The organism is Bacillus nitratireducens (assembly GCF_036320425.1).
GTDB classification, from domain to species: Bacteria; Bacillota; Bacilli; order Bacillales; family Bacillaceae_G; genus Bacillus_A; species Bacillus_A nitratireducens.
In genome coordinates this window covers 313,941-328,418 of record NZ_JAUMJO010000003.1, presented here as the reverse complement: position 1 = coordinate 328,418, position 14,478 = coordinate 313,941, and the positions used below count along the sequence as shown (strand labels likewise).

Genomic DNA, 14,478 nt, shown 5'->3' with positions numbered 1-14,478 from the left:
AAAATGCATCACGGATACATCATTTTTTTCAATTCATCTAACGCTTCAATTGCTGCTAAATTACCTGTCGTCCCAAATAAGCGCTCTTCTAAATCGTAAACACGGCTATTTTTAACTGCAGCGAAATGTTTCCAAATATCATTTGTTTTAAATTCTTTATCAAACATTTTCACAACTTCATCAGGCATACCATGAGCTGCTCGTAAAATAATATCTGGATCAGCTTTTTTTAAATACTCTGTATTAGAAGCTAAATACTCTACTTGTTCACCTTGCACAATATTTTTACCACCTAGTTGTTTCACTAAATCTCCAATATAAGAATGCTCTGTTGCTACTAAATAACTCCCTGGTACACCTAATAAAATAAGCACTGTCGGTTCTTTCTTTCCCTTTACTGCTTTTTTAATTTCTGCAACCTTGTTATCTAACTTCGTTACAACTGCTTCAGCCTGCTTTTCACGTCCATATTGCTTACCTAAATCGCTAATGGAATTTTGCATATTTTTCAAGCTTGTTAAATCTAAAAAGTTTGCTTTCGTGCCCACACCATCAAAAAATGGCTTTAATTCATATTCAAGTGTTGTCACGGATAATACTTCTGACGGCTTTAATGATTTTACCTTTTCCATATCAGGACTCATCGGATTCCCGACTTCAGGTAAACCTTTATATCTCTTTGGTAAATCTTTCGTACTTGTTGGAACACCAACTAAATCTACTTCTAACGCATCCATAATTTCAGTAACAGCAACTGTCGTTGCAACAATTCTCTCTTTACTCTCACTCTTTACCTGTTTTGCTTCTTCTTTTTTGGGCGCCGAGCATCCAGCTATACTCACTAATAGAATGATAGCCATTAGTACACTAGCAATTTTCTTCACTCTCAATCACCACTCCTTTCCAAACAATATGAAACAAGTCTTGATGCATGCGAACATGCATCAAGACTCCAAAAATTACAATCTTCCTGCTCTATATTTACGAACTAGTAAAGCAAGTGACCCAAGCAATAGCACCATGTATAAACCTAGTTGTGCTGTATCTGCCGTTTTTGAGTTTTTCTCTTTTTTCGAATCATTTTTTTGATCTTCTTTTTTCTTCTTATCATCTGCATTTCGGTTAAAATCAGGATTATCTACTTTTTTTACATTATCTACTTTCGGTGTAATCACTGGATTGTTCGGATCATTTTTCGGATCTTTTTTTGGATCCTCTTTAATCGTTCCTAGCGCACCAATATTGTTTGTATCAAATTGAATTTGTACATCGTAGAAATGGTGGTAGTTCATCTCATCGATGTCTACCTTTACTTTTGCGTTTAATTTTTTAAATAAGTCGTCTACTTCAAATTGCACTACTCGCGTATTTGCATTTTTATCTTCGCTTACTACTTTCGCATCAGCAAATAGCTCATTGTTTTCCGTTTGGAATTTCGTAATCCATGCACTATTTTTCAGCGTCATCTCAATGTACTTTTTACCATCTTTAACGATTAATTTTGCTGGGTTTACAGTGTAGTCATGCATCTTTGAAAGTTCTTCTGTTTTGTCTTTTAACACTTTAAATGTAATATCATATTGACCATCTACTAAATTTTTCGGATCTACTATTACTTTCGGTTTATCATTTCCATCTTTGTTTTCATTTTCACCTTGGTTATCGTTTCCTCCCTGGTTGTCGTTTCCACCTTGGTTATCGTTTCCGCCTTGGTTATCATTTCCACCTTGGTTCCCTAAAGCTTTGATACTATCTTGATCAAATACAAATTGAACATCGTAGAGATGGTGATAATTCATTGAATCAATATCTACTTTTACTTTTGCATTTAATTTTTTAGATAAATCGTTTACTTCTACTTCTACTACTCTTGTATTTTGCTCTTTATTTTCACTTAATACTTTTGCATTAACGAACGAGCCATTCTTCTCAAAATCAAACTTTGTAATCCATGTACTATTTGTTAATGTAAACGATACATATTTCTTACCATCTTTTACTTTCAATACACCTGGGCTTTTTGTGTATGTATTCATCATTGATATTTCATCTGTTTGATCTTTTAATACTTTAAAGCCAATGCTGTATTCACCATCTTTAAGGGCTTTTGGATCAATGGTTGTGTTGTTACCTTGGTTATTGTTCCCGCCTTGGTTGTTGTTTCCGCCTTGGTTGTTGCTTCCGCCTTGGTTATCGTTTCCACCTTGGTTGTTGTTTCCGCCTTGGTTATCGTTTCCGCCTTGGTTATCGTTTCCGCCTTGGTTATCGTTTCCGCCTTGGTTGTTGTTTCCGCCTTGGTTATCGTTTCCACCTTGGTTGTCTAACGGTTTAATGCTACCTTTATCAAATGCAAATTGAATGTCATAGAAATGGTGATAATTCATTGAATCGATATCTACTTTTACTTTTGCATTTAATTTTTTCGATAAATCTGCTACTTCCACTTCCACTACACGTGTATCAGCTTTCGTATCTTCACTTAATACATTCGCATCAACAAACGAACCATTTTTATCAAATTCAAACTTTGTAATCCAAGCGCTATTCGTTAACGTAAATGATACATACTTCTTACCATCTTTTACTTTTAACACACCTGGACTTTTTGTATATGTGTTCATCATTGATATTTCATCTGTTTGATCTTTTAATGTTTTAAAATTGATGCTGTATTCGCCGTCTTTCATTGTGTCAGCATCTGGCTTTTCTACTTCCGGTTTCTCTACTTCTGGTTTCTCTACTTCTGGTTTCTCTACTTCTGGTTTCTCTTCGTTTTTAATTTGTTCAAGTTTATCTTGTTCAAATAAAAGTTGCACATCATGTGTTTGCTTATAGTTTCTTGATGCCATTTCGATAAATACTTTTGTATTTAGTTTTTTAGATAAATCGTTTACTTCAAACTCTACTACTCTTGTATCTTTTTCTTTATCTTCACTCACTACTTTTGCATCGATAAATGCACCATCTTTTTCCGTTTGGAAATTTTTAATTAATGAGCTACTTTTTAGTGTTACAATTGCTTTTTTCTTACCATTTTCTACTTTTAATACTCCTGGATTTACCATGTAAGTATTCATCTTAGATTCTTCATCTGTTTGATCTTTTAACACTTTAAATGGAATGCTGTACTCTCCATCTTTAATTGTGTTAGAATTTGGTTGTTGATCTGGGTCAGGCTTTTGGTCGGGCTTCTGACTCGGATCCGGATTTTCATTTGGATCTGGCTTATTAGCTGGGTCCTCTTTTTCATTTGGTTGTTCTACATGAACCGGTGTAATACTATTTTGATCAAATGCAATACGAACATCATAATCATGATGATAATTTAAAAAGTCAATGTCTACTTTTACTTTCGCATTTAATACCTTCTCTACATCGTCCACTTCAAATTCTACGACTCTTGTATCTTTTTCTTTATCTTCATTAATTACATTTGTCGCAACAAACTGACCACTTTTTTCCGTTTCAAACTTTGTAATCCATGAACTATGTTCTAACGTAAAGGATACTTTCTTTTTCCCATTCTTTACTTTTAAAGTTCCTGGACTTACAGAGTATTGATTCATCATGGATTCTTCATCTGATGTGTCTTTAAGAACCTTGAAACCGATTGAATATTCACCGTCAGCTAGTTGACTAGCAGCTTGAACCGCAAGGGGTTGTAATGTTGATACGAATGTAAATACCATTAAAAACATCGCAGCAACAATTTTAAGATATTTATTCAATGGAGTACCTCTCCTTTATTTAGTTTTGACGTACTTTACGAATTAAGAAAACACCTGAAATAAGAAGTAATGCTGCAAATAATCCGATACGTGCTTCATCACTTGTTTTTGGGTTATCTGTTTTTTCAGCTTTCCCACTTTCATTTGTTCCTTTATTTACATCTTTGTTTGTTTCTTTGCTCTCTTCTTTCTTCACTTCTTCTTTTACTTGTGTATTTTTTTGAGTTTGATCTTCATTTTTTGTTGCAGCAGTTTCCTTATTCTCTCCACCTACTGCTTTTACATTTGCATCAAACGCAAAGCGAATTGTGTAGTTATGGTCATAATTTACGTTCGGTACAACAACATGAATTTTTACAGCTGCTGGTTTAGATAGGTCGTCAATTTTAAACTCTACAGTTCTTTTATCTGCAGATTCATCTTTACTAACAACTTTTGCATCAACAAAGTTTCCATTCTCTGGTGCTTTAAATTCTGTAATCCAAGCACTATGATTCATAGGAATTTGTACTCTCATCTCACCATTTTTTACAATTAACTTAGCTGGTTTTTCAAAATAATCATTTGCCATTGAAGCTGAATCATTTTCTGCTTTTTGTATGACATAGTTAATATCGTAAGTACCGTCAGCTACATTTGCCGAAGCTTGTCCACATGGCACTACGAAAAAAGCTAGCATACATACGAATGTCATAATAAAAGCGGGTAATACCGAAAACTTTCTCATTTACCTTACTGCCTCCTTGTTTTTCTTTTTTGAAAATGATAATTATTCTCAATATATAAGAAAAAAATAATCTTTCCATCTCTATTTTATAACGAGTAACAATATGTAGTTAGAAATGCATTGATTATCATTCTCATTGATAGACAAAAAAATAATCCCATCAATTTTTTCTATAAGAATAAACATAAAACTCTTTCATCATTTTATTGATTATCATTCTCAACGAAGTTCAAAAAAAATAAACCGCCTAATTCTATCGTTCTATCACCTCTTCTTACAAAAATGATATAGTCATAGAAAACCTCTTCCCTTCCAATATTTCCACAACTAATTCAATCTTAGCCTACTGGTAAATTTTTTGTCAACTGTATTACGTATAAAATTTTTAATATCTAAATTCTTCTATATATAATTTTTCTACAAAAAAAGAGACTTTCTTTTAAAGAAAGCCTCTTTCCCTTATTTTTCTACAGCAATTTCTTGCTTTTGAAATAAAGAAACTACATATCCAATTGCAATTCCAATGATACCCGGAACTAGCCAACCAATCCCTACACTATATAATGGAATTTTATCTAAAATAGGAGCAAGGGCCGCTACTTGAAGATTTGCATTATGCAATCCATCAAAGAAGCTAATTGCAAATGCGCCTACAATACCGCCTACATACATAGCTAATGGAAGACGAATATAGTTTTCAACAAGTGATAATACGATCAGTACGATACCAATTGGGTAAATTGCAATTAAAATCGGCAATGCTAATGCGTTTAACTGAGTTAAACCAAGATTTGCTACCATAAATGCTAATACAGAGAAAATGAAAACGATTTTTTGATAAGAAAGCTTTGGTAATAACGAAGAAAAATATTCTCCACAAGCTGCAACAATACCTACAGAAGTTGTTAAACATGCTGCTGTAATTGCGATCCCTAATAATAAAGTTCCGTAACTACCAAATAAATGATTCACTACGTTTGTTAAAATAATTCCTCCGTTTGCCCCCATTCCGAGTGAAACACTAGAAGCTCCAAGGTAAGCAAGCGCTAAATAAACTAGTAGTAAACCAAGTGCTGCAATAAATCCTGCAAAGATTGTTACTTTCGCAATACTGTTCTTATTTGTAATACCTTTTGCTTTTAAAGCATTAATGACAACATTTCCGAAAACAAGTGCTGCAAGTCCATCTAAAGTTAAATATCCATCAATAAAACCTTTAAAGAGTGGAGCACTATATGCTTCTGTCGGTGCACCAAACTCTCCCATTGGCGTCATAATTGCTTTCGCTACAATAATTGCAATAACAGCTAATAAAATTGGAGTTAACACTTTACCAATGCGCCCCACTAATTTCGATGGGTTTAAAGCTAAATAGAAAGTTACTGCAAAGAAAATAAATGTAAAGATAACAAGTGGATAGGATTGACCAGCTATCTCACTTGGTAAAAACGGTGCAACACTCATCTCATAAGCAACTGTTCCTGTACGCGGAACACTTACAAATACGCCTAAACATAAATATATTGCAGTGATAAAAACTAGTGCGAATACAGGGTGTACACGTCCCGCTAGCTCATTAATATCTCCCTTTAGAGCTATAACAATTACCCCTAATAAAGGTAATCCAACACCTGTTACGATAAAGCCAAATAACGCGATCCATACATCAGTTCCAGCACCTTGCCCTAACGCCGGCGGGAAAATCATATTACCTGCACCAAAGAATAGTGCAAACAACATTAAACTTATTGCAAACATCTCGGAAAACTTTAAAGATGATTTCATTTCTACTAACCTCCTAATTATTTGATTTACAAAATATTCTGAATTAAAATCCGTCACATATCCTCTTTCAAGCATACTTCCCCGTAAAAGAACGCAAAAAACACCCGTCCCTAACAAAGGGACGAGTGTTGAAATCGTGGTTCCACCCTTATTCTAATAAAATGAATTTATAACGAAATAAGCTCATTTTATAGCTCGTGTAAATTGATAACGGTTTTATCCGCCAAGAATTACAATGCATCATGCATGCAGTTCACTCTTGAAGTTTAGAGGTGGTAAGATTGTCTTTTCGTATTAGGAAGCTCACAGCCTAAGGCTTCCCTCTCTGAGAATCGTAGAAAACAACTCATGTCCTCATCATTACTTTTATAAAATATCTTGTCGAAACTTGTTGTTTTTTATTATATGGGCTATTTTTTAAAAAATCAATAGTTTTATTTTTTCTGACAAAAAAATATAGGGAGAAAATTTTTCCTCCCTATAACTGCCCTATTAAAATTTCTAACTCTTCAGCTGTAACGCTCCGCCACTTTCCTACTTCAAGCTCATTTAATTCTATATTCATAATGCGCACTCGCTTTAGCTTTGTTACAGTAACCCCGAAAGCACGGCTCATTCTACGAATTTGTCTGTTCATTCCTTGTGTTAAAACGATGCGAAATGTAGATTGGCCGACTCTCGTCACTTTGCATGGCTTCGTCATTCCATCTTTAATCTTTACACCGCTGGACATCTCATCAATAAACCAATCTGTAAAAGGTTTATCCACCGTCACAACATATTCTTTCTCGTGCTCATGATCTCCGTGTAAAATTTGATTCGCAATAGCGCCATCATTCGTTAATAAAATGAGCCCTTCCGATGCTTTATCTAATCGTCCAACGGGAAAGATCCGCTCTGGATAATTAATATAATCAATAATATTACCTTCAATATGATCGGCTGCTGTACAAGTGATTCCGACCGGCTTATGAAAGGCGATATACACCTTTTCTTTCTCTTCTTTTGCAATAACCTGTCCATCAATCGTTACAACATCACCATCGCTCACGAGTGCACCGTGCGTACAAATTTCACCGTTAATAGCCACGCGTCCGGTTTTAATAAGACGGTCTGTTTCGCGTCTTGAGCAAGATTTTGCTTCGCTTATGTATTGGTTGATTTTCATAGCTTATTCCTTTTCATATATATTAAAAGCGTCAATCTATGGCAATATCATTATGCCACGATTGACGCTCTTTTACTTCGCAAAAACAACTAAATAAATAACCCCAATCACCAGAAATATTCCGCAACAAGCTAACAATACTTTTGCAAGTTTGTCCATAAACATATAATGGTTTCCCCTTTTGTTTGGTTGTTTGCTATTTTAATTCGACAACTGTTACGCCTAGGCCTCCCTCGCCCATGTCACCGTAGCGGTAGTTTTTCACGCCGCGATGCTTCTTCAAGTAATCTTGTACACCTTGGCGAAGTGCTCCTGTTCCTTTACCGTGAATGATTGATACACGAGGATAACTTGCAAGCTGTGCATCGTCTAAATATTTTTCAACGCGCATCATTGCATCTTCATAACGTTCACCGCGAAGGTCAAGTTCTAATGAAACGTGATAATCTCTACCCTTCACACTTGCGACTGCTTTTTTCTCAGTTTGCTTCGGTGTATTAATGTATTCCATATTGGATTCTTTCACTTTCATCTTCAGAATACCAATTTGTACGCTCCACTCTGTATCACTTACTTTTTCAAGTAGTTGACCTTTTTGACCGAACGTTAACACTTTTACTTCATCGCCTGCTCGTAATTGTTGTTTCGGCGCAGTGTTTTTCACGTTTACTTTTTGTTTCTTCACAAGCTCTGGCGCGGCACCTTCTAGACGGCTCTTCGCTTCAATAAGCTCATGGTCTTTCACGTTTACAAGCTGTGCTTTACGCAATTGACGAAGTTCTTGAATAATGCCTTCTGCTTCTTTCTTTGCAGCTTCGACTTTTTCTTCCCCTTCTTTTTGCACTTTTAATAATTTTTCATCGCGCTCATCGTTAAATTCAATAATTTGTCGCTGTAATTCGCGATGAAGTTTTTCAGATTGCTTACGAAGCGCTTCTGCTTCGTTCCAGTCACGCTCTGCGTTCTTTTGACTTTCTTCTAACTTCGCAATCATATTTTCAATTTTGTTTGTATCTGTACTAATGTGGTTACGTGCTTGATCGATAACTCGATCAGATAATCCAAGGCGTTTCGAAATTTCAAAGGCATTACTACGTCCTGGTACACCGATTAATAATTTATACGTTGGGCTTAATGTATTCACATCAAACTCAACACTCGCATTAATAACTTGCTCACGGTTATATCCGTATGCTTTTAATTCTGGATAATGCGTCGTTGCAACAACGCGAGCACCGCGGTTACATACTTCATCCAAAATTGAAATCGCTAGTGCAGCCCCTTCTTGTGGATCTGTTCCAGCACCTAATTCATCGAATAAAACTAAGCTTTCAAAATCAGCTTTTTCTAAAATATCTACAATGTTCACCATATGTGAGGAGAACGTACTTAAACTTTGTTCAATCGATTGCTCATCACCGATATCAGCAAAGATATTTTTAAATACACAAATCTCTGACTCGTCCATTACTGGAATGTGAAGACCAGATTGCGCCATTAATACACAAATACCAACGGTTTTCAGCGTAACTGTTTTACCACCTGTATTCGGTCCTGTAATAACAATTGTTGTGAAGTCTTTACCGAGCATAATATTATTTGGCACGATAATTTCCGGATCAATAAGCGGATGACGTGCTTGTCTTAAATCCATGTAGCGCTCGTTATTTACAATTGGCTTCGTTGCTTTAATTCGCTTCGCATAAAAAGCTTTCGCAAATATGAAGTCAAGATTAGCAACTACTTCTACGTTAGATAAAACGATATCCGCTTCTACTGCTACTTCTTCTGTTAACATCAATAAGATGCGTTCGATTTCTTGTTTTTCTTTCACACGTGCTTCTTGAAGCGCATTATTTAATTCTACGATTACTTGCGGCTCAATAAATAACGTTTGTCCAGAAGCTGATTGATCGTGAACAATACCGCCATATACGCCGCGGTATTCTTGTTTTACTGGGATTACGTAACGTTCGTTACGAATCGTTACAATCGCGTCAGACAGCATCTTTTGCGCGTTTGAAGAACGCGTCATGTTTTCTAACTTTTCACGAATACGGCTTTCCGCAGTACGGATTTGAGTACGAATACCACGCAGTTTATCACTTGCGCTATCGACTACTTCACCACCATCACCGATGCAATTTGTAATTTTCTTTTCTAAATCATATAAAGATACAATTTGAGCGACATGAGTTTCTAAAATTGGAAGCTCGACACCATTATCAACCATATCTTCAATGAAACGTTTCATATTACGACTACCATACATCGTATTTGCGATATCAAGCAGTTCATTTGGGCTTAACATACTTCCAATCTTTGCACGTTTTACATTTGAGCGAATATCTGTAATACCACCTAATGGTGCACTACCTTTCAGACGAATGACTTTCACAGCTTCATCCGTCGTATCTTGCAGTTCTACAATTTCTTCAAAATCTGTGCTTGGTACTAAATTCTTCACTTTGTCACGGCCAAGTGAAGAGGCTGTATGTTCAAGTAATTGTTCTTTTACTTTATTGTATTCTAATACACGCAACGTTCTTTCTAACATGTTGCAGGTCCCCCTTGTGTTACTTATTACGTTTAATATAGTCTAATAAACGTTCAATATCCCATGTGTTAATTACGTTATCTTTTTGAATCCAACCTTTACGTGCTGCTGCTACACCTGTTTCCATATCTTCTAACATTTCAAGTGTATGAGCATCCGTATTAATCGCCACTTTTACACCAGCATCTTGTGCTTGTTTTAATAATTTTGCGCTTAAATCTAGACGGTTTGGATTTGCATTTAATTCTAAAACTGTATTTGTTTCTTTTGCGAGCTTGATTAATAAATCTGTATCTACATCGTAACCCTCGCGGCGCCCAAGAAGACGACCTGTCGGATGGGCAATCATTGTGACATGCTTATTCTCCAGCGCAGTGCGAAGACGTTTCATAATCGTTTCACGGTCTTGTGAGAAGCTAGAGTGAATCGCCCCAATGACATAATCTAATCCTGCTAATACTTCATCATCAAAATCAAGTGTCGCATCTGGTAAAATGTCCATTTCAATTCCGCGTAAAATTGTAATGTCTGGATACTTTTCATTCATACGCTCAATTTCTTTCGCTTGCTCGCGAAGACGCTCTTTCGTTAAACCATTCGCTACTTTCAAGTATTGTGAGTGGTCCGTAATCGCCATAAACTTATATCCACGAGCGCGGCATGCTTGTACCATTTCTTCAATTGAAAAGGCACCGTCACTCCATGTTGTATGCATATGTAAATCACCTTGTATATCAGAGAACTGAATTAAGTTTGGATACTCTTTAATTAATTCAATTTCTTTTCCATCTTCACGTACTTCTGGCGGAATAAACGGAAGACCGAAATGAGCAAAGAACTCCTCTTCTGTTTCAAATGTCTTTACTTCGCCTGTTTCTAAGTTTTCCACACCGTACTCACTAATTTTCTCGCCTCTATCTTTCGCGATTTGGCGCATTTTTACGTTATGGTCTTTTGATCCCGTGAAATGGTGAAGAGTTGTAATAAACTCTTCTGGTTTTACTAAGCGGAAGTCAATTGAAATATCATATTCATATTGAAGACGAACAGATACTTTCGTATCTCCACTTGCAATCACTTCAATCATATTATCGAATTGTAATAAATGTTCGCGTACTACTGCTGGCTCCGTCGTTGCAATAATGAAATCTAAATCTTTTACTGTCTCACGAACACGGCGTAAACTACCAGCGCGAGAGAAACGAATTATTTCAGCAACATTCGACAATTTCTCCTCTATTTCCCCGGCAATAGGCAATACCATTGCGATTGGTAAACGCTCTGGACGAGATCCTACTTGATCGATTGCTTCTAATATTTTCTCTTCTGTCTTCTTACCGAAACCTGCTAAAGCTTGTACTTTATTTTCCTCACAAACCGCTTTTAGCGATTCCATATCAACAACACCAAGTTCTTTATATAACTTAGCTACCTTTTTACCACCAAGGCCTGGCAATTTTAATAGCGGTAATAAGCTACTTGGCACTTCTTGTTCAAGCTCTTGTAACACTTCAGATGTTCCCGATTCTATATATTCTTGAATAACTGCTGCTGTTCCTTTTCCAATGCCCGGAATCTTCGTGAAATCTTCAATCTCAGAAAGACTACGATCATCACTTTCTAGTGCTGCTGCCGCTTTACGAAATGCAGATATTTTAAATGGATTCGCGCCCTTTAGTTCCATAAACAGGCCGATTGTCTCTAATAATTTAATAACTTGTTTTTTATTTACTTTCATCATTGCCCCGCCTTTCTTTCATAGAAAAAAACTCCTCTTTCCGAAAAAAGAGAAGTTATACTTTGCTACCTGTCTGCCATAGTTCCTTCACCTTTTCAGAGAGAATCGGTGTATCGTCTACAATTATTTTGCTAATTGATGATTTTTGTAATGGTGTTTGTATTTGTTCAATTGGAAGGATGTTTCCAACGATAATTAAAACAAACAAAATAATATATACTTCTAAAAATCCGAGGATTGCCCCCGCAAACGCATTGACTTGCTTTAAAACCGGTATTTCTGCAAACATATTTAACAAATTACCAAGTAATGAAAGTGCAATTTTTGTAATAATAAACAATATGATAAACGCAAGTGCTTGATAAAATACTGTCTCAATATTATTTGCATCAATCCATTCTGGAACAGATACGTTTTTATCAAATGGATACGGAATAAATTTCGCAAGTGCTGGCGCTAAATCTTTACAGTACCAGTATGCAACAAGGTATGCGATAATAAAGCTTGTTAACTTTACAAGTTGCAGAATAAACCCTCTGCGTAAGCCGAGGAAAAATCCCATAACAAGCAGTAAAATGATAATAATATCAATCATGTTATTCCATTCCTTTTTTTGTCATACTTTCTTTCAATCTCTCATGTTCTTCTTTTAATTTTATGTAATCGTGTATGACGTTTACCGCCGTCAATACCGCTAGTCTACTCGTGTCAAGCGAAGGATTCTTGGCATTGAGTTCGCGCATTTTATCATCCACAATCGCTGCTACCATGCGGATATGACTTGTACTTTCATCGCCAACAACTGAATATTGTTGACCATAGATTTCTACATTAATTCGACTTTTCTTTCCCTTTTGTTGTGACAACTCACCGGCCTCCAATCACGTACAGAATCCTAAAGTTTATAATACCATGAACCATCATATTATGGAAACAGAAAGAACAATCCGATATGATAAAAATAACAATATAAAAAAAGGGGCGACCACTATGTCAAATTCTATCGTAATTCAAACAAATTCTACAGTAATTGAAGACATGAAACAACAATATAAACAATCGCTTAGCCCGAAAATTCCACAAGGCGGAATCTTCATGGCAAAGGTGCCATCTTGCACAATTACAGCGTATAAATCTGGAAAAGTAATGTTCCAAGGTGGACGCGCTGAAGCAGAAGCTTCTCGTTGGCAAACTGTCTCTCAAACACCGAAAACAACTGTAAAAAAATCTGTCGATTCACACCGTTATGCACCGCCCGCTTCCATCAGTACAATGTCTATCGTAGGATCAGATGAAGTTGGTACTGGTGATTTCTTCGGACCGATGACAGTAGTTGCTGTATATGTGGATGCGAAGCAAATTCCACTTTTAAAAGAACTTGGTGTAAAAGACTCTAAAAACTTAAATGACGATCAAATTACTGCCATTGCAAAACAACTTCTACACGTTGTTCCTTACAGCTCTCTTGTCCTTCATAATGAAAAATATAACGAGCTATTTGATAAAGGAAACAACCAAGGTAAGTTAAAAGCTTTACTACATAATAAAGCCATTACAAACTTATTAGCCAAAATTGCACCTACAAAACCTGAAGGCGTCTTAATCGACCAATTCACACAACCTGATACATACTACAAATATTTAGCAAAACAAAAGCAGGTACAGCGTGAAAATGTTTACTTCGCAACAAAAGGTGAAAGCGTCCATTTAGCAGTAGCCGCAGCTTCTATTTTAGCTCGTTACTCATTCGTAAAACAGTTTAACGAACTAAGCAAAAAAGCTGGTATGCCACTTCCAAAAGGTGCCGGTAAACAAGTTGATATCGCCGCTGCTAAATTAATTCAAAAGCTTGGTAAAGAACGATTACCCGAGTTTGTGAAAATGCATTTCGCTAATAAGGAGAAGGCGTTTCGCTTATTAAAATAGTATCGACAAAAACAGGAGCCTACAAACTCCTGTTTTTTTGTTTCAACCTACTATTGTCCTTGTAATTTTGTTGCAATTATAATATACAGATTATTCTAACACGGGAGGAGATTCCCATTGCTACTTCTACAAATGATTCTAAATATCTTACTAGGCGATCCACACGAAAGACAGTTCGAAATTAGAGAAAACATTCAGCTACTAAGTGAACAACCAGCGTTCAACGATTTAATAGAACGATATGGTCGATCTTTCTTATTAAACTTTCGGATTCGAAGATTTATCGGGAAACACGATGCCCGCTTGTTAATACATAATCCAGCAAAACTACAACACTTCTGTGAGGAACTTGAGTTTATGATTAGAAGAAAAAGATTGTTTACATAAGGAGGGAATTCATATGAACGCTGTAAAAGTTAAAAAGTTATTATATGTTTTCGTACACCTCGTGGGCCCACTTTCTTACCTTACCATTTCTACCATTTGGGGAGTTTTTTTCACTACTAAATCCACATTCGAAAATATATCTGATAATCTTGGTGTGATGGCCATCTATTACGTGCTCATGAGCTTACTATGGTTTTTCTATTTAGATCGATTAGACAAAGATGTAGATAACATTACAAAAGAGATTAATGATAATAAGATGTAATTCATAAAAAAAGGAGAGTCGCCAAGACTCTCCTTTTTTATGTTAGCTTCGTTTCTGCTTCTTATTTGATGAAGATACTTTATGAGAACCTGTTTCATGTGTCGTCGTTCCTTGTCCTTCTACTTCTGGAGAACCTAGGCTTGATCTTGAATGATCTTTTTTCACTTTTCCACTCATTTATATTCACCCCTTCGCAT

13 protein-coding genes and 1 other annotated feature are annotated in these 14,478 nt (G+C 36.0%); of the genes, 3 read left to right on the top strand and 10 right to left on the bottom strand.

Going from position 1 to position 14,478, the window contains the following annotated elements:
- Window positions 1-8: 8 nt before the first annotated feature.
- The 9 genes from isdE to zapA form a co-directional block, all read right to left on the bottom strand.
- Window positions 9-890 (bottom strand): heme ABC transporter substrate-binding protein IsdE, encoded by an 882-nt coding sequence (gene isdE / locus Q3V31_RS13605; RefSeq protein ID WP_329765424.1) that lies wholly within the window; start codon window positions 888-890, stop codon window positions 9-11.
- Window positions 891-959: 69 nt separating this feature from the next.
- Entirely contained in the window at window positions 960-3,728 is a 2,769-nt protein-coding gene (locus tag Q3V31_RS13600; protein ID WP_329765423.1) for an NEAT domain-containing protein, read from the bottom strand.
- A gap of 19 nt (window positions 3,729-3,747) precedes the next feature.
- Window positions 3,748-4,455, bottom strand: coding sequence for a heme uptake protein IsdC (gene isdC / locus Q3V31_RS13595; RefSeq protein ID WP_071735191.1), 708 nt, complete (start codon window positions 4,453-4,455; stop codon window positions 3,748-3,750).
- Between the two features lie 459 nt (window positions 4,456-4,914).
- Window positions 4,915-6,240, bottom strand: coding sequence for a branched-chain amino acid transport system II carrier protein BrnQ6 (gene brnQ6, locus Q3V31_RS13590; RefSeq protein WP_071735190.1), 1,326 nt, complete (start codon window positions 6,238-6,240; stop codon window positions 4,915-4,917).
- 114 nt (window positions 6,241-6,354) lie between these two features.
- Window positions 6,355-6,610, bottom strand: a binding site (T-box leader).
- 108 nt (window positions 6,611-6,718) lie between these two features.
- Window positions 6,719-7,408: a 23S rRNA pseudouridine(2604) synthase RluF gene (locus Q3V31_RS13585; RefSeq protein ID WP_071735189.1), complete on the bottom strand. Its 690-nt coding sequence runs from the start codon at window positions 7,406-7,408 to the stop codon at window positions 6,719-6,721.
- A 196-nt stretch (window positions 7,409-7,604) separates the two neighbouring features.
- Window positions 7,605-9,965, bottom strand: a complete 2,361-nt coding sequence (locus tag Q3V31_RS13580) for an endonuclease MutS2 (protein ID WP_329765422.1) — start codon at window positions 9,963-9,965, stop codon at window positions 7,605-7,607.
- Between the two features lie 19 nt (window positions 9,966-9,984).
- A complete protein-coding gene (gene polX, locus Q3V31_RS13575) occupies window positions 9,985-11,703 on the bottom strand; it encodes a DNA polymerase/3'-5' exonuclease PolX (RefSeq protein ID WP_329765421.1) in 1,719 nt (572 codons plus the stop codon).
- Window positions 11,704-11,758: 55 nt separating this feature from the next.
- Entirely contained in the window at window positions 11,759-12,298 is a 540-nt protein-coding gene (locus tag Q3V31_RS13570; protein ID WP_000565410.1) for a CvpA family protein, read from the bottom strand.
- Window position 12,299: 1 nt separating this feature from the next.
- Complete coding sequence (gene zapA, locus Q3V31_RS13565; RefSeq protein ID WP_329765420.1) at window positions 12,300-12,569, bottom strand: cell division protein ZapA; 270 nt, start codon at window positions 12,567-12,569, stop codon at window positions 12,300-12,302.
- Between the two features lie 124 nt (window positions 12,570-12,693).
- On the opposite strand from zapA, the gene rnhC reads away from it, so the two are divergent.
- The 3 genes from rnhC (at window position 12,694) to Q3V31_RS13550 (ending at window position 14,281) form a co-directional block, all read left to right on the top strand.
- On the top strand, window positions 12,694-13,629 hold the full coding sequence (gene rnhC, locus Q3V31_RS13560; protein ID WP_071735186.1) for a ribonuclease HIII: 936 nt from the start codon (window positions 12,694-12,696) through the stop codon (window positions 13,627-13,629).
- A 117-nt stretch (window positions 13,630-13,746) separates the two neighbouring features.
- The gene (locus tag Q3V31_RS13555) at window positions 13,747-14,016 is read left to right on the top strand and encodes a hypothetical protein (RefSeq protein ID WP_071735185.1); all 270 of its coding nucleotides are present in this window, start codon (window positions 13,747-13,749) and stop codon (window positions 14,014-14,016) included.
- A gap of 13 nt (window positions 14,017-14,029) precedes the next feature.
- Window positions 14,030-14,281, top strand: a complete 252-nt coding sequence (locus tag Q3V31_RS13550; RefSeq protein WP_000994752.1) for a hypothetical protein — start codon at window positions 14,030-14,032, stop codon at window positions 14,279-14,281.
- A 42-nt stretch (window positions 14,282-14,323) separates the two neighbouring features.
- Here the strand turns inward: Q3V31_RS13550 and Q3V31_RS13545 are convergent, their stop codons facing one another.
- Entirely contained in the window at window positions 14,324-14,458 is a 135-nt protein-coding gene (locus tag Q3V31_RS13545; RefSeq protein WP_000015593.1) for a YuzL family protein, read from the bottom strand.
- Between the last annotated feature and the right edge of the window lie 20 nt (window positions 14,459-14,478).